Annotated in this window: 18 protein-coding genes and 1 tRNA gene; 5 read left to right on the forward strand and 14 right to left on the reverse strand. The window is 63.5% G+C overall.

All coding sequences use genetic code 11. The features are described 5' to 3' along the window. Positions 1–169: 169 nt before the first annotated feature. Together AB4068_RS02035 and AB4068_RS02040 are read left to right on the forward strand one after the other, a co-directional pair. Positions 170–610, forward strand: a complete 441-nt coding sequence (locus AB4068_RS02035; protein WP_059387432.1) for a VOC family protein — start codon at positions 170–172, stop codon at positions 608–610. 329 nt (positions 611–939) lie between these two features. Further along, positions 940–2,040, forward strand: a complete 1,101-nt coding sequence (locus tag AB4068_RS02040) for an ATP-binding protein (protein WP_441432666.1) — start codon at positions 940–942, stop codon at positions 2,038–2,040. A 237-nt stretch (positions 2,041–2,277) separates the two neighbouring features. On the opposite strand, the gene AB4068_RS02045 is transcribed toward AB4068_RS02040, so the two are convergent. The 5 genes from AB4068_RS02045 to galU all read right to left on the reverse strand — a co-directional run bounded on the left by AB4068_RS02045 (position 2,278) and on the right by galU (position 5,756). Further along, positions 2,278–2,350 (reverse strand) — tRNA-Ala (locus AB4068_RS02045). 31 nt (positions 2,351–2,381) lie between these two features. After that, entirely contained in the window at positions 2,382–3,182 is an 801-nt protein-coding gene (locus AB4068_RS02050; protein WP_441432548.1) for an SDR family oxidoreductase, read from the reverse strand. 6 nt (positions 3,183–3,188) lie between these two features. Then, the gene (locus AB4068_RS02055) at positions 3,189–4,010 is read right to left on the reverse strand and encodes a hypothetical protein (protein ID WP_306958935.1); all 822 of its coding nucleotides are present in this window, start codon (positions 4,008–4,010) and stop codon (positions 3,189–3,191) included. Between the two features lie 213 nt (positions 4,011–4,223). After that, positions 4,224–4,844, reverse strand: a complete 621-nt coding sequence (locus AB4068_RS02060; protein ID WP_284991345.1) for a GNAT family N-acetyltransferase — start codon at positions 4,842–4,844, stop codon at positions 4,224–4,226. Between the two features lie 6 nt (positions 4,845–4,850). After that, positions 4,851–5,756: a UTP--glucose-1-phosphate uridylyltransferase GalU gene (gene galU, locus AB4068_RS02065; protein ID WP_059387427.1), complete on the reverse strand. Its 906-nt coding sequence runs from the start codon at positions 5,754–5,756 to the stop codon at positions 4,851–4,853. Positions 5,757–5,873: 117 nt separating this feature from the next. Here galU and AB4068_RS02070 point away from each other — a divergent pair, with 117 nt between their 5' ends. The 3 genes from AB4068_RS02070 (at position 5,874) to cpaB (ending at position 7,854) form a co-directional block, all read left to right on the forward strand. Next, positions 5,874–6,479, forward strand: coding sequence for a 5-formyltetrahydrofolate cyclo-ligase (locus AB4068_RS02070; protein ID WP_059387426.1), 606 nt, complete (start codon positions 5,874–5,876; stop codon positions 6,477–6,479). Positions 6,480–6,633: 154 nt separating this feature from the next. Then, complete coding sequence (locus AB4068_RS02075) at positions 6,634–6,897, forward strand: FmdB family zinc ribbon protein (RefSeq protein WP_059387425.1); 264 nt, start codon at positions 6,634–6,636, stop codon at positions 6,895–6,897. A gap of 201 nt (positions 6,898–7,098) precedes the next feature. Next, positions 7,099–7,854, forward strand: a complete 756-nt coding sequence (cpaB, locus tag AB4068_RS02080) for a Flp pilus assembly protein CpaB (protein ID WP_172465467.1) — start codon at positions 7,099–7,101, stop codon at positions 7,852–7,854. Positions 7,855–7,873: 19 nt separating this feature from the next. Here cpaB and AB4068_RS02085 read toward each other — a convergent pair whose 3' ends face one another. From AB4068_RS02085 to guaB, 9 genes are all read right to left on the reverse strand, one after another. Continuing rightward, positions 7,874–8,119 (reverse strand): hypothetical protein, encoded by a 246-nt coding sequence (locus AB4068_RS02085; protein ID WP_370872179.1) that lies wholly within the window; start codon positions 8,117–8,119, stop codon positions 7,874–7,876. A 9-nt stretch (positions 8,120–8,128) separates the two neighbouring features. Then, a complete protein-coding gene (locus AB4068_RS02090; protein ID WP_441432549.1) occupies positions 8,129–12,043 on the reverse strand; it encodes an AAA family ATPase in 3,915 nt (1,304 codons plus the stop codon). Between the two features lie 128 nt (positions 12,044–12,171). Then, complete coding sequence (guaA, locus tag AB4068_RS02095; RefSeq protein ID WP_284991339.1) at positions 12,172–13,776, reverse strand: glutamine-hydrolyzing GMP synthase; 1,605 nt, start codon at positions 13,774–13,776, stop codon at positions 12,172–12,174. A gap of 121 nt (positions 13,777–13,897) precedes the next feature. Next, a complete protein-coding gene (locus tag AB4068_RS02100; protein ID WP_059387423.1) occupies positions 13,898–14,416 on the reverse strand; it encodes a DUF3817 domain-containing protein in 519 nt (172 codons plus the stop codon). After that, positions 14,413–15,255 carry an SURF1 family protein gene (locus AB4068_RS02105; RefSeq protein ID WP_306958936.1) on the reverse strand — a complete coding sequence of 281 codons (843 nt, stop codon included), beginning with the start codon at positions 15,253–15,255 and terminating at the stop codon, positions 14,413–14,415. Before AB4068_RS02105 ends, AB4068_RS02100 begins: the two co-directional genes overlap by 4 nt. Positions 15,256–15,313: 58 nt before the next feature. After that, positions 15,314–15,802, reverse strand: coding sequence for a PTS sugar transporter subunit IIA (locus AB4068_RS02110; protein WP_059387422.1), 489 nt, complete (start codon positions 15,800–15,802; stop codon positions 15,314–15,316). Positions 15,803–15,841: 39 nt separating this feature from the next. After that, positions 15,842–17,602, reverse strand: coding sequence for a glycerol-3-phosphate dehydrogenase/oxidase (locus AB4068_RS02115; protein ID WP_059387421.1), 1,761 nt, complete (start codon positions 17,600–17,602; stop codon positions 15,842–15,844). A 100-nt stretch (positions 17,603–17,702) separates the two neighbouring features. Further along, entirely contained in the window at positions 17,703–18,839 is a 1,137-nt protein-coding gene (locus tag AB4068_RS02120) for a GuaB3 family IMP dehydrogenase-related protein (RefSeq protein ID WP_441432550.1), read from the reverse strand. A gap of 148 nt (positions 18,840–18,987) precedes the next feature. Continuing rightward, on the reverse strand, positions 18,988–20,499 hold the full coding sequence (gene guaB, locus AB4068_RS02125; RefSeq protein ID WP_284991334.1) for an IMP dehydrogenase: 1,512 nt from the start codon (positions 20,497–20,499) through the stop codon (positions 18,988–18,990). Between the last annotated feature and the right edge of the window lie 45 nt (positions 20,500–20,544).

Raw genomic sequence — 20,544 nt, forward strand, 5'->3', positions numbered from 1 at the left:
CCGGCCAATCCGCTGGTTTGCGCACACGGAGCCGGGCCGCCGACCTGGATCCCTGCCCGTACACCGTGCCAGCCGCGCGCCGGACTCTTTCTCCCAACGTGAATCCGCCGTAAAGTCCCCGGTAGGCTCCGTCCTGGACCGTGCAAACGAACACTTGGAGGTTTTTCTCATGTCGCGCATCATGCGGTTCGACCACGTCGGCGTCACTGTTCAGGACCTCGACCACGTGGCGGCGTTCTTCGTGGGACTCGGGCTCGAGATCGAGGGCCGGACCTTTGTGGAGGGCGAGTTCATTGATACGGTCACAGCGATCCCGGACTCCCGCACCGAGATCGTCATGTTGCGGACACCAGGCGGAGGAACCGGGGTGGAGCTATCCAGCTTCGTCAGGCCAGATCCGCAGCCGGGATCGCCCGCCGCCATGGCCAACGAACTTGGGCTGCGCAGCTTGTCTTTCGAAGTCGACGATCTTCAAGCGAGGGTCGACCGGTTGGCTTCGGAGGGGTACGGGTTGGTCGGTGGCATCGGCCAGTACGAGGGAGCCTGGCGCATGGCGTACGTTCGAGGTCCAGAGGGGATCATTGTGTCCCTGGCTGAGCGGATGAGCTAAGGATCGGCACGAGCAAGGCCCTCCCACCCAACGTTTCCGCAGGTCAAAGGGCCTTCACTGTGGAGCTAAGGAGATTCGAACTCCTGACCTCTTCTTAGGGGAGGGCATATTTTATTGTCTTCCAAGGGTTGCCCTCTCCAAACGCGCGAATGCTGCATCTTCGTCTTCGGCGCCGTCCTTCCGACGCAGATCGTCTACCCCCGATGGACCCCTCAGTGGCTCGGATCCGAGGACCACGAGTATCATGGCCAAAAGTTCACCAAATTCACCCGGATACCCAAATTCACCAAATTCACCCAAATTCACCTGAGGAACGTGGCGTGCTCAACATGGACAACCCGTTCCGGCCTACGGCCGGAGCCACCCCACCGGAAGTCATCGGCCGCTCCGGACTCCTGGATGAATTCGAATATGGCCTTCAGCTCGGTTCCGGAGCCCCTGGACTCCTGTCCATCTTCACCGGTGCCCGCGGCATCGGCAAGACGGTCATGCTGGGAGCTGCCCATGACCTTGCCCAGGAGCACGGATGGGCAGTGGTGGCCGAGACCGCGACCGGAACCTTCATGGGTCGGATCGGCGAAAAGATGCGCCGAATCATCCAGGAGCTTGACGACCAACCCGAATCCCGCCGTCGTATCACAGGGATTTCGATTGCCGGGTTCAGTGTCACGTCCCAACTTTCGCCCGAACGCCAGGTGGACTGGTGGGAACTGGGGGAAACACTCCTGAAGCTTCTCGACGAACGCGGGACCGGGCTCCTCATCACCGTCGACGAGATCCATGCCGCCGACCGAGCCGAACTGGCCCAGCTGGCGGCCAACGTCCAGCACTTCATCCAAGACCGGCTGCCCATCGCACTGATCTTTGCAGGCCTTCCCTCTGCCGTATCGGATCTCCTGAACGAGGGCGTGGCAACATTCCTTCGCAGAGCCGACAAGATCGATCTCCATGCCGCCGCGGTACGCGATGTCGAGACATCCTTCACGGAAACCTTCGCCGCCGCCGGGATCACCATCGACCCGGACCTGGTGCACAAGGCAGCGACAACCACCGGAGGCTACCCCTTCCTCATCCAACTGGTCGGCTACTTCCTCTGGCGCGAGGCCGAGAATAACAACGGCGGCCTCTCCTCCGCCGCCGTCGACCGGGCAATTGCCGCCGCCATCCGACGCAACGAACGCGTCGTCATTGAAGCCGCCCTCGCCGCGGCATCCGCCAAAGACCAGGAGATCCTGCACGCAATGGCCATCGACGATGGACCCTCCACGGCCGGGGACATCGTCCGGCGGACCGGTTCACGGCCCACTCTCGTGGCCAAATACCGGACCAGACTCCTCGCCGCAGGCCTCATCGAATCAACCGGCCACGGAAAAACCGACTTCGCCATCCCCGGACTGCGGGAATACCTCCGCAAAAATCAGCCACACTGACCGCTGCCGGTCGGCGACGGACCTCCTCCACCCACCCGGCAGAGACTTCCAGCAAGCGGGGCTCAGACCCGCTCGAGTTTGCGGAGGCGCTCTCCCGCAAACGGCATGACCGAGAGCGTTAAACAGGTTCTCGCTGTGGTGCCGGGGCCGGGAGGATATGGCCGTCGGGTTGGCCCCATTTTCGACGCAAAAAAGGCCCTCACCCCCACGTTTCCGCAGGTCAAAGGGCCTTCACTGTGGAGCTAAGGAGATTCGAACTCCTGACCTCTTCGATGCGAACGAAGCGCTCTACCAACTGAGCTATAGCCCCTGGTCAACTGTGCATTGCCAGTGTCCCTAGGCTACAAACTATCTTCGCGCTTTGCCAACCACGACTCGAACGTGTCAGTCCCGGTCCGCTGGCTTGGCACCAAATTCAGTCCGTTCCGAAGATATTTGCCCATCGCTCCGGGCAACGGCACCTCTACGATCCGTCCAGAACGCCCGGTCGCCTTGAGCCAGATCTCAGCGAGTTCACGCATGGTCCGGATGTCCGGTCCGCCGATGGTTCGTGTCCGGTGTCGCTCAGCGGAAGGTTCCCCCATGGCCTCGGCAAGCAACTCCGACGCCACGCCCAAAGGCGAAATCGTTTGAAAGCGGGCACCCTTGAAGACCGGGATGAGGCGAATTTTCGCCGCGGCCTGGAAAACCGCCGTCAGGAGGCTGTGAAACTGGGTGGCCCGCACAACAACCGTCTCAAGTGCAGAATTCGCGTAGACCCGTTCTTTGTCTGCCTTGGAGCCATAAAACGCCGCGTTGCTCTGGTCGCAGTTGATGATCGAGAGGACAACAGCCTTGCGGACACCGGCACCGGAGGCCGCGGCGAGCAGGCGCGCGCCGCCGTCGGCGAAATTCTTGAGGGCTTTCCCGAACTGCCCTTCCAAGCAATCGATCACGACGTCGGCCCCGTGCAGGGCTTCTGCCAGCCCGGCCCCTGTGGTGACGTCAGCCTGAAAGTAGCGGGCGCCGTCGTGATGGGCTGGCGACGTGCCCGACGGCGGCCGGCGGCTCAGCACCGTCACGTCGAGTCCGGCGTCGAGCGCCAAGCGGACGACTTCACGGCCCACCTGTCCCGTGCCACCTGCGACGCAGACAGTAGTCAAGGGAGGCTATGCCCGGCGGCGCTGCAAAACGTCGTCGAGGTTGCTGAGGGCACTCTGGGGCTTGCCGTGCTGTACCTGGACCGACGGACCCGCGGACGGCGCGCTGGCCGGCTTCAACGTCGGCTTGCCGAGCGGCTTGGGGGCCTCAGGCAAGTCGAGGGGTTCGGGCGCCGGTCGAGGCGCCTTGGCGGCGTCGACGTATGTTGGTTTGGGTACGTCCACCGGCCGCCATTCAGACTCTTTGGATTCCGCCGTAAACCGGACTGTGTTGTCGCCCGCGGCGACGGCAACGTTAAGGGCGGCCTGACGGAGCTCGACGGCGGTCAGTCGGGTGGCCTCACGGGCGTGGGCTTCGGCGTCGAAGATCTTGGTCGCAGGCCGGTCCGACGCCGGCGCACTTTCTCGGGGGCTCTCGACCGCGGGACCCATTGCATTACGGAAGGCCCTGTTCATCTTCGCCCGGCGGTCCCTGATGGCTAGCCGGCGAAGCAGGAAAACGGTCCCGACCACACCGACGATGGATGCCAGCGGCAGCCAACCCGAAACGAGGCCAAGAATGCGAAGAACGCCTGAAACGGCCGCCGTGAGCAGCAGGAGGAGACCGCCGAGTGCAAGGGCGCAGCGCCCGTATCTGACTTTGAAGACCGCCGCATCCGATGCAGCATCACGCCGTTCGCCGGCGCCGGCCGATACCTCGGGCAATGCGGTTGCGGTGCTCTGCATGGTTTCCATTGCTTTCTCCTGCCGAGGGGTGATTGACAGAACCACCCCGGCTTGCAGTTCATGAGCGTCTTCGTCGATGACATCTGCCGGGATGTCACCGGCCATTTGGACGTGATTGTGACGATTCCGCAGTATGTATGGCGCAACCCAAACAATCCACAGCGCGACAGCAATGACCAATATCACCGAGCTGCTGAGAGGGAAGTCCACAATCAAAACCGTAGAAGGAAATACGCAGAGGCCGCCGCATTGCCCACGGTGTGTCGTCGGAGAGTCGGCAAATCAATGGATTTACCGGCTCTCATCCACCTGGGCCGACTAGTTGGCTCCGCGTCTCAGCCAAGCGGCCAGCAAACCGCCGGGGACCTCTTCCGAGGTCAACGCAAAGCTTCGGTGGTCAGCCCATTCCCCGTTGATGTGGAGGAAACGCTCACGGCGGCCTTCGTCGCGGAATCCCAGCTTCTCAACGACGCGTAGGCTCGGCCCGTTCTCGGGCCTGATGTTGATCTCCATTCGGTGCAGGCCCAGAGCCTCAAAGCAATGGTCGGTGGCCATGGCAACCGCGGTGGGAGCTATTCCGCGGCCGGCCCGCGCCTGGTCGACCCAATAACCAAGCGTGGCCGTCATCGCCGACCCCCACATTATCGAGGAGACCGTGAGCTGCCCGACGATCCTGGGCTCCGGGAACCCGGGAATGCGCTCCGTGATCACGAACGGAAGGGCACTCGCTTGCCGAGCCTGCGAGTTGAGGGAAGCCACCATCTGCCGATAATTCGGCAGGCGACCGCCAGGGGCCGGGTTGGAGGCTTCCCAAGGCGCCAGCCAATCACTGTTGCGTGAGCGGACCTCGGTCCATTCCTTCTTGTCCCGGTAGTGAATGGGACGCAAGATGAGGTCGCCACTCTCCAACGTCACCGGCCAAATGGCCGACCCCCACACGATGAGCTACTTGCTGAGGCCGGCGGCGAAGCCGGGCAACCACTCACGCAGACCGGGACCGAGATCTTCGCTGTCGCACGCCAGCTGGACGCAGGCTTTGAGGTAGCTCAGCTTGTCCCCGGTGTCGTATCGACGGCCACGGAAGACCACTCCATACACGCCGCGGCCTTCGCCCTCCTCGGCCGCCAGGACCTGGAGGGCATCCGTCAGTTGGATTTCCCCGCCACGTCCCGGCTCGGTGTGCTCAAGGACGTCAAATACGGCGGGGTGAAGCACGTAGCGGCCAATCACGGCCAGGTTTGATGGAGCTTCATCTGCGGCTGGCTTTTCCACAAGCTGCTTGATCCGGACGTAGCCGTCTTCGCCGATATCCTCGATGTCAGCGCAGCCATAGGAACTGATCTGGGAGGGCTCCACCTCAATGAGGGCTACGACGGATCCGCCGGTCTTCTGCTGAACCTCAATCATGTCGCTGAGGAGTGTGTCCCGGGCGTCGATCAGATCGTCACCGAGAAGAACCGCGAACGGCTCATAGCCGACGTGCTGCTTGGCACGCAGCACCGCATGGCCCAAGCCCTTGGGGTCGCCTTGGCGAACATAGTGGATGTCGCCCAGGCCGCTCGTGGCCTGTACAGCGTCCAATTTGGTGATGTCTCCCTTGGCCTCAAGGGTCGCTTCAAGCGCCGGAACACGGTCAAAGTGGTCTTCCAATGCGCGTTTGTTGCGTCCCGTGATCATCAGGATGTCGTTGAGGCCGACGCCCACGGCTTCCTCAACCACGTATTGGATGGCCGGCTTATCGACCACCGGCAGCATTTCCTTGGGCATGGCCTTTGTAGCCGGCAGGAATCTGGTACCGAGCCCCGCAACGGGGATCACGGCCTTGCGGACGGCGCAGCTATTGGAAGTCACCGGACTAATCTAACGGAAGGAGCTGGACATTGGGCAAAAGAGTCCCGGGGCGCACAGCGGTGAAGCTCCCTTTCCTGCCCATCCCCGGGCCGCACAGCACCAAGAACTGGAGCAAAGATGACTTTGAAGGACGATATCCGCCGGGACAACCGCAAGCGCAGGCTCACCTTGACCGCGCAACAGCGTGCTGACGCTGGAACGGGGATTGCCCGCCATGGCCTCCTGTGGGCGGATGCGGTTACCCAAGGGAATCCGTCGACTTTCGCGGCTTATGTCGGCGTGGCTGCCGAGCCGCCGACAATGCCCTTGCTCGCTGCGCTCCACGCCGCCGGGCACCGGGTCCTCCTTCCCGTCTGTGAACCGGAACGGCGTCTGAGCTGGGTCTATTGGACACCGGAAACGTCTTTTGTCCGCTCGAACTACGCCCCGATTGACGAGCCCGTGGGCGAACGATTCGACAGTGGCGTCATCAAGGATGCGGCTGGAATCTTCCTTCCGGCCACCGCGGTCGATGAAAGCGGAAACCGTATCGGGCAAGGGGGCGGTTACTACGACCGGCTCCTCGACAAGCTCGACGCCGACGGGCAGCGTCCGCCGACTGTCGCCGTCGTATATGACCACGAAGTGCTGCCCGCGGGGACGATCCCCGCACAATCGTTCGACAAGCCCGTGGCCGAGGCACTTACCCCTAACCGGGTTGTACGCCTGGTTGCGGCGGCTTGACCGAGTTTGAGGTCTGTCTACTCCGCCACATTCCGTAGTAGCGGCCTCGACTCCGGATGATAGAATTGGCACTCAGGCCCTGCGACTGCTAATGGACGGAACAATCCGCCTTGGCAGCACAGGACCTGCAGTTCGTCCCGGAGGAGGATCACCAGTGCCCACATATGCCTATGCCTGCAAAGACTGCGGACATGCCTTTGACATCGTTCAGGCTTTCACGGACAGCTCGCTGTCCGACTGCCCTGAATGCCAAGGGTCGTTGCGTAAGAAGTTCAACAGCGTGGGCGTCGTCTTCAAGGGATCGGGCTTCTACCGCACCGACTCCCGGGATTCCAAGGGAAGCACCGTTTCGGCCGCTCCCGCCGCACCAGCTGCGTCTCCGGCTCCGGCGTCGGTTCCGGCGGCTGCCGCGAGCTGATAGCCGTTTCCGGCTGCCCCCGGTTTTCCACATAGCACGACGTTTCCACATAACTCAACGTTTCCACATAGCTCAATAGGGCCCTGCCACGGGACCTGCGTGCCCCGTTAGCGTGGCACCATGCCAAAAATCCCGAACGTATCCCCGGGCCCTGTGCCTGCCGGATCTTCGTCGCTTCCGCGCGATAGGATCCCGTCGCCGATGAGCATGGCCCGTACGCGTCGCCTTCAGGTTCTTCCTTTCAGGGCGGGCGGGCGCCTCGGCGCTCCCACGCGACAATCCGGGCATCGACGCTTCGCTGGCTGGCTAAACCACAACCGCCGCCTCGTGGTGGCCCTTCTGTTATGCGTGGCCGCCGGGATCGCGGTCCACCAGCTGACTCCCCCTTCGGAGCAGCGAGTCACGGTCCTGGCCGCCGCGCGGGATCTTCCCGCCGGGTCCACTTTGATGGATTCCGACCTCAAACCCCTCGAAGTCCTTCCAGATGGAGTTCCCGCGGGGGCGCTCTCCCCCAAAACCGGATACGGCGGGAAGCAGCTTGCCTCGCCCCTGCGAAAGGGGCAGATCCCCACGGACGCCCAACTCCTGGGACCGGGCCTGCTCACCGGCACCGCACCCGCGACGGCGGCCGTTCCACTTCGCATGGCCGATCCCGCTTCAATCCAGCTCATCTCGCCGGGCCAGGTGGTCGACGTTGTGCTCACCGCAGCAGATGGGCCTGAAGGGCCCGGCAAGAAATCCGAACTCCTGGCATCTGCGGTCCCGGTCTTGTGGACATCCGGGCAGGGAGGCAAGGCCACCCAATGGTTGGGCACGAATGAGGCGGACGGCCTTGTGGTTGTCGCCGCCAATCCGCAACAGGCCGAAATCCTCGCCGGAGCTTCCACGCGAGGGAAACTGTTCTTTGTCCTCGTCAATCCCTCTGACAACCGGCAATCCCGAGCCCCGGCCGGATAACCACGAGCAAATGGAGGGTTCAGCCCCAGTGCGGGGGCCTTTGCTCCTTCAGCCAGGCGTCGTGGTCATAGCCAGGCTCATCGCCCCAACGGCGTGGATCATCCTCGGAGGCTTTCTTGGGCAGAATACTCTCTCCTGCCGGCTTCCGCTCCGGTGCGGGCTTCACTTTTGTTTTCTCCTGCTCGTCCAACTCCGCGTCAGGGCCCAGCGCATCGGCACTGGTGTCCGCAGCGCGCTTGGATTGAGTGCTTTTGCTTTCCGCCATTGCGCTTCCTTAGGGGATCGCCGGTCCCGAGCCAGTGCCTTGCGTACCGCGGGAGCCTTGCATACCATCAGGCCCGGCCGTGGCCTGGTCCGCCTGACTGTTCAGTTCCAATTGTTCAACATCAACATCCAGGAATCCATCCTGGACGGCACCATACGAGGGTGCCGTCGGCTTCTCCAGCCCCAGATAGGAACCGATGCGGTCGGCGCAGGACGAAGGATCCGTGAATACTTCAATGGTCCACAAGGACATGTAACGCCAACCCAGGCGTTCCAGAAGTTGGGGCCGGAGCCTGCTGCGCTCCCTGACGCTCATGCGGCGGTACCGTTCCGTGCCATCCGATTCAATGGCCACCGGGGTGGGCATTTCGGTGTCATCGCGACCTATGGTGTGCACGGGATCGGCTGCCGCGGCAATGTCCAAGGCTCCATCGTAGTGGTGCCACACCCGGGCTCCGCGTGCACGGAGCCGCTCGCCCAGATCCGCCACCAACGGATCCTCACCGAGCGCCTGCTCGCTGGCAGCAGCCCTGGTGGCGGGCGTCCCCAGGTCCGAATTCCCGGACAATTCAYGGTCCAGGAGTTCATGGAAATCAACGGCGCCGTGAGCCAACCTGTCCAGGTCGAGGTCCTCCGGACGGAAGCAGCTCAGGACGTGCAACGACCTCCGGGATCGGGTCATTGCCAAGGCAAACTTGTTTCGCCCGCCTTCTACGGAGAGCGGCCCGAAACTGTGCAGAGCCCGGCCGTGCGGGGTGCGCCCAAAGCCCAGGGAGAAGATGATGTGGTCGCGGACCAGTCCTTGTGCGCGCTCCAAATCCACCACGCGGAAGGACTCCGCACCGGCGTTGAAGAAACCCGAGAGCAGCGGATAGTTGGGGAGCTGGAGCCTGATGGCCTCGCCGATCCTTGCGGCATGCCGCAGGCTTGCGGTGACCACGGCGAGCGAGGTCCTTGGCCGCAGACTGGCGTGTTGAAACACCAGGTCAACCACACGGTTCACTTCCGCGGCGACCGATTCGACACCTTCGTGATCCGCCCCGGGAAGGCCAGTACCATCCGGGATGTACTCAACTACCACCGAGCGGTCCAACCCGGTTACGGACTGCCCGTCCGGCAGCCGGCGAAGGCCACCGTTGTAGTAGTTCTTGCTCAACTGCAGCACGAGATCTTCGTCGACCGCGCGATACACCCAGTTCAACTGCCAGGTGGGCAGGACCCTGGCCAGGGCATTGAATGCACTGTCCACGGTGTCTTGGCTTGCGGCTCCGGCCATGGGTGGCTCCACGGCGACGCTGAAAGTGCGGGCATTGGCGATCTTCGCGTCGCCAAAGGCAACCACTTGCTGGGCCCGGGCAATGGCCGGCAGGACGGCCTGCAACGATGTGCTCTCGGCATCGAGAATCACCACCGCGTCGAATTTTTGTTCTGCGGGCAAGAGGCTCGTCAGCAGGTACGGACTGATGGACCACACCGGAACCAAGCGGGACACAAGGGCGGGCGCCTGGGCACTGAGCGCGGACAGGGTAACGCGGCCGTCTTTGATCAGGTTCCGCAGGAGCTCCGATTGGCGGGGGTGTTCGGCGATTCCAGCCCGCCACATTTCGGCAAGTTTCCACCGCAGGCGCGCGGCCCCGCTGGCAATGTGCGCGTGGTCCGCCAGGCGGTACTCCGCTTCGAGACGGCGAAGGGAATCGCCGTCGGACATCGCGAGGTAGTCGTCACCGCTGATCATCGCTTCCAGGGCGGACTGCCACCAGGCGAGGTCCAGTTCCGCGGCAACAGATTCGGCAGGCACTTCGCGTTCAGCCAGGTCAGCAAGAAGCTCGGCGAGTCCGTGCTCGCGCATGTTCTCGACCAGAAGCGTGCGCTCCGGGAGCGTCTCCAAAGTGCCGGTGTCCGCCACAAGGCGCTCAAGCCGCTCCATGAGATCCTCGTAGCGCGTCGCGTGGAGGTCGCCGCCGGCCGCGGTGTGTTGGAGGCAATCGCCCAAGCGGCGGAGATCCCGGTCCAGTTCGCGGTAGCTCGCGCCGAGGTCGGCAAGTCCGGAGGGCACTGCCGGATGGCGCTGGGTGGTCGCGTACTGGGCCCACAGTGCCCGCTGTTCCTGAACGAGCGCCAAGGAGCTGTGCAGATCCGCAATGTGGACACCGGGGCGGACATATTCCTTTGCCACACGACGCAAGCGGGAGCGCTGCATCGAGGGCATCTCGACTCCCCGCTCACGGCGCCAAGCGGAGGTAGCGGTGGCCGAAATCAGGTCGTGGACCGGCCGGTCAAAAATATCCGGGGTGAACTTGTCCAGGCTCTCCCGGACCGCCATCAAGAGTTCAAGCTGCGCGCCCCATTCGGCGAAGTTCGCCCCAAGCCGGATTTCGGAGTGCTCCGCAACCTGGTTCATCCGTTCACGCAACCGGGGAAGTTGTTCGGCGGCACTCCTGGCCAGTTGCTGGGCTTCCTCGGTCTCCTTGCGCGTGACCAGGCGGGCCCCGTACCAAGGGCTCGACGTCGATTCACGGCTGAAGCTGCCAAGCTCCGCAGCGCGGCGCAGTCTCTCGGCCAGCTCGGCCCGGTCTTTGATATTGTCCAGCACGCTGCGCTTCAAGCGCACCGTCGTAGCGGGGGCAGGGTGGATCGAGGTGAGCTCCGCGAGCGACTGCATTGCCTGGTAGGGCGAGCACCCCCAGCGCTGGCGTACGTTGTGCAAAGACGCGACGTGGTCCATGAGTGCATGGCGGTGCTCGGTCAAGGTCTTGTGGAGATTCGCGAGTTGCGGCTCCAGCGACTTCTCGTTGCGGATAATCGCGCTGATCAGTTGACCCTTGAGCTGCTGGGGCGTGGCACCGTTGCCTGGCCTGAACAGCATCGATTCAAGGCCAAGGGCTTCAAAATGGCCGGCCAGGCCGTTGAGGCTCGCCCGCCGGTCGCCCACCACAAGCACCGACTTCCCCTCGTTGACGAGGGCACCGATGGCGTTGATCGCGGTTTGGGTCTGGCCGCTGCCTGGTGGGGTGCTCACCACGAGCGAGTCCCCTGCCCGGACGGCATCCACGACGTACTGCTGATCCGAGTCCGCGTCCAGGAGCAGCGATTCTTCGGCGGGGTCGCGCTCGTCGAGGTTCGGGAACCGTCCGGACTTGATGGGTTCGGGTTCCACATCGCCGCCGTTGGCGGCTTCAAACAGGGAGGCAACGACGCTGTTGTTCTCGTTGATCCAGGGGTCGTCCAAGTTCCCGGACAGATCCGCCAACGTCGTGATGAGGAGATTGGCGGTTACTTCGGCACCGTGGATCGGTTGTACCAGTGTGGCAAGACGGTCGAGGACCGGCAGCGGGTCAAGGCGCGCGGTGTTGTAGGCCATGCGGCTCACGGCGTTGACGTCAAAGACGATTCCATGGACGGTCTTCAAATGCCGGACCAACGCGGGGTTGATGCCCGCTTGCTCGGTCAGTTGCAGCTCGTAGTCGTCTTCGCCCGGCCGCGCCGTGAGTGAGATGGCTGCCAACATGACGGGGGCGGAGACTCGTTGGGGTTTCCCTCCCACCGCCGACGTCCACACGACCGTGCCGCAGGAGAGATAGCCGGCGTCGATTCCCCGGTCATTTCCCAGTTCGAAAATCTTTGAGCGAAGGTTCCTGGCTGCACGCGCGGCAACAAGATACTGCTGGCGATCCCGGATCAAGGTGGAAAGACGGGTCCGACGTCCGGCGAGGAGCTGTGCCAGGCCTGAGGGGTGGCCGTTGCTTAGGTCTATCGACCCTTCCGGCGTCTTGACGAAGCGCAGCATGGTGTCCGCGCCAGTCACGGGCTTGAGCCCCGACAGCCATTTCCGAAGCTCTATGGAGCTCTCTTCGTGGCTTTGACCTACTGACACCGCTGCCTTCTTTTCTGTTATAGCTCGAGACGACTTGGACCAAATCGGCATACTTTCGAGGGTAGCGGGAATCGACCGGCAGTCCGCACCGCAACACTGGTGGAAAGGCAAATTGGCGCTGATTTCAGGGGAAAAACAAAGTGACCGGCCCCTGGAACAGAGGCCGGTCACTCAGAATGCTATTCCCACTCGATGGTTCCCGGCGGCTTGCTGGTGACATCAAGTACCACGCGGTTGACGCCATCAACCTCGTTGGTGATCCTGTTGGAGATCCTGGCGAGGAGGTCATACGGAAGCCTCGACCAGTCGGCGGTCATGGCGTCCTCGGACGAAACCGGACGCAGCACGATCGGGTGTCCGTAGGTGCGGCCGTCGCCCTGCACGCCAACGCTGCGGACGTCGGCCAGCAGCACGACAGGCATCTGCCAGACGTCATTGTCGAGTCCGGCCGCCGTGAGTTCAGCCCGCGCAATCGCGTCCGCCTTGCGAAGGAGGTCGAGCCGTTCCTTGGTCACGTCGCCGACGATGCGGATACCGAGGCCAGGTCCGGGGAACGGCTGGCGTCCGACGATCTCCTGCGGCAAGCCGAGCTGCGCGCCCACGGCACGAACCTCGTCCTTGAACAGCGCGCGGAGCGGTTCAACGAGTTCGAACTGCAGGTCCTCGGGAAGGCCGCCCACGTTGTGGTGGCTCTTGATATTCGCGGCACCTTCGCCGCCGCCGGATTCGACGACGTCCGGGTACAGGGTGCCCTGGACGAGGAACTTGATGCTCTCGCCTTCGGACGCAGCCTCGGCAATGATGGCCCGCTCTGCTTCCTCAAACGCACGAATGAACTCGCGGCCGATGATCTTGCGCTTGGTTTCGGGATCGCTGACCCCGGCCAGGGCGGACAGGAAACGCTCCTGCTCGTTGGCGACGTAGAGTTTGACGCCGGTAGCGGCAACGAAGTCACGCTCGACCTGTTCGGCTTCGCCTTCGCGCAGCAAGCCATGGTCCACGAAGACGCAGGTCAGCTGATCGCCAACGGCGCGCTGCACGAGGGCTGCGGCAACGGCCGAGTCGACGCCGCCGGAGAGGCCGCAGATGACCTTGGAATCGCCGATCTGCCGGCGGATACGGTCCACCTGCTCGTCCAGGATGTTGCCTGTGGTCCAGTTCGGCTTCAGGCCTGCCCCGTTGAACAGGAAGTTTTCCAGAACCTGCTGGCCGTGGACGGAGTGCTTTACTTCCGGGTGCCATTGCACGCCGTAGAGATGCTTCTCTTCGTTCGCGAAAGCAGCCACAGGTGCTCCGGCGGTGGTCGCCAGGACCTCGAAGCCTTCAGGAGCCTCGTGAACGGAGTCTCCGTGGCTCATCCAGGTGTTCTGGGAGTCCGGGACACCTGCAAGGATGGAGCGCGCCTCACCGACGGTGGTGGCCTCGGTGGCGCCGTACTCCCGCAGACCGGTCTGAGCGACCTTGCCGCCGAGCGCGTTCGCCATGGCCTGGAAGCCGTAGCAAATACCGAAGACCGGGACGCCGGCCTCGAAAAGGTCCGCGCCAACCCTCGGGGCACCCTCGGCATAAACGCTTGAAGGTCCGCCTGAGAGGATGATCGCTGCCGGGTTCTTGGCCAGAAGCTGCTCGGTGGTGAACGTGTGCGGAACAATTTCCGAGTACACATTCGCTTCACGGACGCGGCGGGCAATCAGCTGCGCGTACTGGGCACCGTAGTCAACAACCAGCACCGGCTTCTGGGAAGTCTGAGCTTCAGAACTGAAGGGTGCGGTGGGAGTAGTCACCGTAACAGCCTACTTTGCCGGGATGCCCCGGTGCACCTTGAAGCCGGTCGTGAAGCCCGGAAATCAGCCCCGGAACCAGTCCGACGTTAGCGATCTCACAGTGACCGCCGGACCACGCCCGTCAGTAGCGCTTGGAGGCCTGCGGATTCGCGGCGAGTTCCATCTCTACCTCAGAGTGGAACTTCTTCTCCACGATGAAGGACATGAGAGGGACGACGCCGCCCAAGGCGAGCAGGACGAGCTTGGTGAACGGCCAGCGCATGAGCGACCACAAGCGGAAATCCGAGATGAGGTACAGCACGTACATCCAACCGTGGACGATCAGGACCCCCACGGAAACGTTGACCCCGCCCAGGACCGCCTTGGACTCGGCGTCGGCGAATCCGAAACCGAAAGGCTGACCGGTGATCGCATTGGTACCGCCGGCGAAGAGATACACGCCGAACACATAGCGCGCGACGAGTTCGGCGCACAGAAGCAACAGCATGGTGCCGGTGAGGTAAGCCATGACTTTGTAGAACTTCAGGGCCGAGCGGATCTGCGCCGTCGTTCCGCCGAAGCGGCGCTTCTTGGCCGCCCTTGGCTTCGCGGCGGATTCTCCGGACTGTTCGGGCTGGATGGCCGGTTTGGGCTCAATCATGGCTTTACCTGTTCTGGCTTGGTAATTGCTGGCAAATCGTCTGACGGGTGTTCGTCGTCGGGCTCTTCCTCGTCGTCTTCAAGGGTGCGCCGGTAGTCATCGGCCACCATGCGCCACCAGATGTAGAGGGCGAATCCTGCAAAGACAACCCATTCCACGGAGTAGAAAAGGTTGAGCCAGTTGATCTGTTGGTTGGGTGGTTGGGCCGGGATATTCAAGGGCTTCAGCTGCGCTGGAAGTTCGAGGGTCTTGCCCGCGGATACTTCCGACGTCGCGGCGACGAAGCCGGGATAGCTCGAGACGTCCCACGTGTTGATGAGTTCCGCGACGGAGACCGCAGAGGCGCGTCCCGCTCCGGCGTCGACGTTTGGCACCGGCGCCTCGGACGGCAGGAGCCGTCCGGTCAGTTCAATGGTGCCCGACGGCGGCGGACCGGCTTGGGCGGGATCGGCGACCCAGCCGCGGGCCACGGGGATCCACGTCTTTCCGGTTGCGCCGACGCCGTGGAGGACAGGTGCTCCGTCGACCGCAAACGCGGTCACTACCCAGTACCCTTTTTGCCCTGCGAGCAGCCGGCCCTCCACGAGGACCTGCTTGGTGGGATCGTAACTACCCTTGGCACTGACCATTTGGTCCGACGCCGAACCCGGGAAGAACGTTCCAGGCTGCAATTCCCCGGTAAGCGGCTTGACCTGCTCCACAGCGGGGTCGTCAACCGGGGCGTCGCTCTGGGTGGATCTGCCGAACTGCCACTGGCTGAGCAGCACAAACACCCCGGAGAGCAGGAGCGCAAAGACAAGTCCTGCGATCCAGCGGGGCTTCAGAGCGGTTTTCAACACCCCTTAACCGTACTTCGTCAAGCTGTAGAACAGCTAAACGGGAGGGCCTGCCCCTTCCTCAGTGGTCGAAGAAAACCAAGCTGGAGTTGATCAGTTCGGCGATGACTTCGGGATCGTGGGCGCGCCGGAGGGATTCCCTGAACGATTCCTTGGACAGCGAGCGGGCCAAGGTCGCGAGGACTTCCAAGTGGTCCGAGAATGAGCTGGCGGGCGTAGCGATGAGCAGGACCAACGTGGCCGGTCCGTCGCTGGCGCCGAAGTCCAACGAATGACCGAATTTCGTGACACCAACAGCGATGGAGACCCTGGAGACATACTCGCTGCGGGCATGCGGAAGGCCAATGCCGCCCGGCAGCCCGGTAGCAAGTTGGTGCTCGCGCGAGTTGACGACTTCGAGGAAGCCCTCAAGGTCCGTGATGCGCCCGGCTGCGTACAGCCGTTCCGCGAGCTGGCCCGCGGCATCTGTTTTGTCTACCGCTTCCATCTCAAGGATGACGGTCTCCGGCGTGGTTAGTTCGGCATCATACGGGTCCAGTGGTTCCGCCAAGTCGTTTTCCCTCCAGTGTGGCCAGCCAACCCGGGCCGCTCAGCGGAGGGGAACGATGTCATCGACGCCCATGCGCGCAGCATCGGCCGATTCATCGTCGGGCTGCTGTTGGCTGAGCCGTTCAGCTTCCACCCGGGCCAGGTAGTGCTTGATTTCGCTTTCCCGCTGCGCATCGCTCCAGCCAAGAATTTCTCCCATCAGCTTAGCGACAACAGGGACCGCGGAAACACCTCTGTCCCACGACTCGATCGAGATGCGGGTGCGCCGGGTCAGGACGTCATGGACATGCCGGGCACCCTCATGGGTCGCGGCATAGACGACCTCTGCCGCCAAATAGTCGTCTGCCCCCGGCAGCGGCTCCGCCATCGCCGGGTTGTCCTTGATGATAGCGAGGACTTCCGGGGTCATGGAGCCGTAGCGGTTGAGCAAATGTTCCACCCTGGCAACGTGGACCCCGGCCTCGTCGGCGGTTCTTCCCCGCCTGTTCCACGCGGCTTTGAATCCCTCGGCGCCCAGGAGGGGGATGGTATCGGTGCAGCTCGCCGGCACGCGCTCGTCCATGGCCCGGGTCGCTTCGTCCACCGCGTCCTTCGCCATGACCCGGTACGTGGTGAACTTTCCACCCGCAACCACCACCAAGCCTGGAACCGGGTGCGCCACCACGTGTTCGCGTGAAAGTTTGGCCGTGGAGTCGCTCTCCCCCGCCAGCAGCGGACGCAGTCCGGCGTAGACACCTTCGACATCCTCACGGGTCAAGGGCCGCTTCAAGACACGATTGACGTGTTCAAGAACATAGTCGATGTCCTTGGTAGACGCCGCAGGATGCGCCTTGTCAAGCTTCCAGTCGGTGTCCGTTGTGCCGATGATCCAGTGCCGCCCCCAAGGAATGACGAACAGCACGGATTTTTCAGTCCTCAGGATCAATCCGACCGTGGACTGGAAGCGGTCGCGCGGGACCACAAGGTGGATGCCTTTGGATGCACGGACCTTGAGCTGGCCGCGATCCGTCACCATGGCCTGGGTCTCGTCCGTCCAGACTCCGGTGGCATTGACCACTTGCTTGGCGCGGACTTCGATGATGCTGCCGTCTTCCTGGTTTTCCACCTTGGCGCCGACCACGCGTTCGCCCTCCCGCACGAACGACACCACGCGCATCCTGTTCACGGCATGCGCTCCGTAATGTGCGGCCGTGCGGACGACATTGACCACCAGCCTGGCGTCGTCGACCTGTGCATCGTAGTAGCGGATGGAGCCGACGAAGGCATCGCTCTTGAGGCTGGGTGCTGCCCGCAGTGTTCCGCGCCGGAAGAGGTGTTTGTGCATGGGTACGCCGCGGCTGTGGCCGGAGGTGAGGCCAAGCGTGTCGTAGAGGAAGATGCCGGCACCAACGTAGGGCCGCTCCCAGAAACGCCGGGTCAGCGGATACAGGAACGGAACCGGGCGCACGAGGTGTGGGGCGATTTGCTGGATCAGCAAACCACGTTCCTGGAGGGCCTCCTGGACCAACGCAAAGTCGAGCATTTCCAGGTAGCGCAAGCCGCCGTGAATCAGCTTCGAAGACCGTGACGACGTGCCGGAAGCCCAGTCCCGGGCCTCGACAATGCCCACCGACAACCCGCGGGTCACCGCGTCCAGCGCCGCCCCGGCCCCCACTACGCCTCCCCCGACGATGAGGATGTCGAGTTCCTTGCCAGGCTCCGTGGTTCCCCTGAGGACTTCGATGGATCTTTCCCGCGCCTCCGGACTCAACGCACCGGTTGATGCATCAATCCTTTGCGAACCATCTGCAACACTGCTCATTGGACGCCTCCCATCGCACAAGCCCGTAGTTCCCCACACTACTTCTTGTCCAGCGGCTTGGGCAGGGTTTTCGCCTGCGCTAAAGCGGCCCGAGCGGGAGCTACTGGCCCGAGTATGGCGAGACGACGACGTCGACCCGCTGGAACTCCTTCAGGTCCGAATAGCCCGTGGTCGCCATGGAGCGGCGGAGCGCGCCGATCAGGTTTGACGTGCCGTTGGTGTGGTGGCCCGGCCCGAAGAGTACTTCTTCGAGGGGACCGACGGTGCCGACGTTGACCCTGTCGCCGCGGGGCAGCTCAAGGTGGTGGGCTTCCTGGCCCCAGTGCCAGCCCTTGCCCGGGGCCTCTTCGGCACGGGCCAAGGCGCTGCCGAGCATGACGGCGTCGGCGCCCATGGCGATGGCTTTGACGATGTCACCCGAAGTACCCATGCCGCCGTCGGCTATCACGTGCACGTAGCGTCCGCCGGATTCATCCATGTAGTCGCGGCGGGCGGCGGCGACGTCGGAAATGGCGGAAGCCATGGGCGAATGGATGCCGAGGGCGCGCCGCGTGGTAGTCGTTGCGCCGCCGCCGAAGCCCACCAGGACGCCGGCCGCTCCGGTACGCATGAGGTGCAAAGCCGGGGTGTAGCCGGCAGCCCCGCCGACGATCACGGGGACGTCGAGCTCATAGATGAACTGCTTGAGGTTCAGGGGCTCATGGTTCTTTGAAACGTGCTCGGCCGAGACCGTGGTGCCCCGGATGACAAAAATGTCGACGCCGGCGGCCACCACTGTCTTGTAGTGTTCCTGGGTGCGCTGCGGTGTCAGCGAGCCGGCCACCGTCACGCCCGATGCGCGGATTTCCGCGAGCCTGGTGGTGATCAGTTCGGGCTGGATGGGGGCCTTGTAGAGCTCCTGCATGCGCCGGGTGACCGTCGGGCTGGCCGTTTCATCCGCAAGGGCAGAGATCTCGTCCAGCACGGACTGGGGATCATCGTACCGCGTCCACAGGCCCTCGAGGTCCAGAACGCCCAGGCCGCCCAGCCGCCCAAGCGCGATGGCCGTTTCAGGCGACATCGCGGAGTCCATGGGTGCGGCGATCACGGGCATCTCAAACTTGTAGGCATCAATCTGCCATGAGACGGAAACGTCCTTGGGGTCGCGCGTCCGGCGGTTGGGGACGATCGCGATGTCATCCAGGGAGTAGGCACGACGCCCACGCTTGCCACGGCCAATCTCAATCTCGTAAGTCACTGCTCTAGGTTATCCCAGTGCGGCGCGATGTTCCGGCAGGGTGACGCAGACCATGACGACAGGCAATGCCTGATAAATAAGCGAGCCCGCCGCCCCCATAGTGGAGGTGGCGGGCTCGCTTGGAACTGCCTGGGATAGGAATTTACGCCTAGCGGGAACCGTAGTTCGGAGCCTCGACGGTCATCTGGATGTCATGCGGGTGGGACTCCTTGAGTCCGGCCGCAGTGATGCGCACAAACTTACCGCGTGCCTTGAGTTCGGCGATGGTCGGGGCACCCGTGTAGAACATGGTCTGGCGCAGGCCGCCGACCAGCTGGTACGCCACCGAGGAGAGCGGGCCGCGATAGGCGACGCGACCTTCGATGCCTTCCGGGATGAGCTTGTCATCACCGGAAACGTCCGCCTGGAAATAGCGGTCCTTCGAGTAGGACGTGTTCTTGCCACGGGACTGCATGGCACCCAGGGAACCCATGCCGCGGTAGCTCTTGAACTGCTTGCCGTTCACGAAGATCAGCTCACCCGGCGACTCGTCGCAACCAGCCAGCAATGAGCCGAGCATGACGGTGTCGGCACCGGCCACGAGGGCCTTGCCGATATCGCCCGAGTACTGCAGGCCGCCGTCGGCGATCAGCGGAACACCGGCAGGGATGGCCGCCTTCGAGGACTCGTAGATAGCCGTGATCTGGGGAACGCCCACACCGGCAACAACGCGCGTGGTGCAAATGGAGCCCGGGCCCACGCCCACCTTGATGCCGTCGGCACCGGCGTCGATCAGTGCCTGGGCGCCTTCGCGGGTGGCGGCCTGGCCGCCGATGATGTCAACGTGGGCAGCGACGGGATCCGACTTCAGGCGCGTGATCATGTCCAGGACACCTTGCGAGTGGCCGTTGGCGGTGTCCACGAAAAGCGCGTCGACACCGGCGTCGATCAGGGCCATGGCCCGTTCCCAGCCGTCGCCGAAGAACCCGATGGCTGCGCCGACCCGGAGGCGGCCTTCCTCGTCCTTCGTCGCGAGCGGGTACTGCTCGGCCTTGGTGAAGTCCTTGGTGGTGATCAGGCCCTTGAGGCGACCCTGCTCGTCAACGAGGGGCAGCTTCTCGATCTTGTTGGTGGCCAGTTTGTGCGAAGCCTCTTCGCGGCTGATGCCCACGTGGCCCGTGATGAGCGGCATCTTGGTCATGACGTCGCTGACCAGCCTCAGCGGGAAGTCGGACTCCGGAACGAAGCGGGTGTCGCGGTTGGTGACGATACCGAGCAGACGGCCGTCCGTGTCGATCACGGGCAGGCCGGAAACCCGGTAACGCGAACACAGTTCGTCCAGTTCCTGAAGGGTGGCCTCCGGGTGGATGGTCAGGGGGTTGGTGATCATCCCGGACTCGGAGCGCTTGACGCGGTCGACGTGGTCGGCCTGGTCTTCGATGGACAAGTTGCGGTGGATGACGCCAAGGCCACCCTGGCGGGCCATGGCAATGGCCATCCGGGACTCGGTGACAGTGTCCATGGCGGCGGACAGCAGCGGGGTCTGGACCGAAATCCGCTTGGAGATCCGGGAGGAGGTGTCAGCTTCGGACGGAATGACGTTGGTGTGGCCCGGCAGCAGCAGGACGTCGTCATAGGTCAGGCCAACAAAGCCAAAGGGATCGTGTTCGGGCTGGGTCATGAGTGCGCCTCTTACCTTGGTTCTTGGGGGTTGCTCTGGTAGGGG

Source organism: Arthrobacter sp. 2RAF22, from assembly GCF_052115325.1.
Lineage (GTDB): Bacteria > Actinomycetota > Actinomycetes > Actinomycetales > Micrococcaceae > Arthrobacter.

Excerpts from the sequence above, each read along its gene's own strand:
- AB4068_RS02035 (WP_059387432.1), top strand. The coding sequence starts at position 170 with ATGTCGCGCATCATGCGGTTCGACCACGTCGGCGTCACTGTTCAGGAC.
- AB4068_RS02040 (WP_441432666.1), top strand. The coding sequence starts at position 940 with ATGGACAACCCGTTCCGGCCTACGGCCGGAGCCACCCCACCGGAAGTC.
- AB4068_RS02055 (WP_306958935.1), bottom strand. The coding sequence starts at position 4,010 with ATGGCCGGTGACATCCCGGCAGATGTCATCGACGAAGACGCTCATGAA.
- AB4068_RS02070 (WP_059387426.1), top strand. The coding sequence starts at position 5,874 with ATGACTTTGAAGGACGATATCCGCCGGGACAACCGCAAGCGCAGGCTC.
- cpaB (WP_172465467.1), top strand. The coding sequence starts at position 7,099 with ATGAGCATGGCCCGTACGCGTCGCCTTCAGGTTCTTCCTTTCAGGGCG.
- AB4068_RS02085 (WP_370872179.1), bottom strand. The coding sequence starts at position 8,119 with ATGGCGGAAAGCAAAAGCACTCAATCCAAGCGCGCTGCGGACACCAGT.
- AB4068_RS02100 (WP_059387423.1), bottom strand. The coding sequence starts at position 14,416 with ATGATTGAGCCCAAACCGGCCATCCAGCCCGAACAGTCCGGAGAATCC.
- AB4068_RS02115 (WP_059387421.1), bottom strand. The coding sequence starts at position 17,602 with ATGAGCAGTGTTGCAGATGGTTCGCAAAGGATTGATGCATCAACCGGT.
- guaB (WP_284991334.1), bottom strand. The coding sequence starts at position 20,499 with ATGACCCAGCCCGAACACGATCCCTTTGGCTTTGTTGGCCTGACCTAT.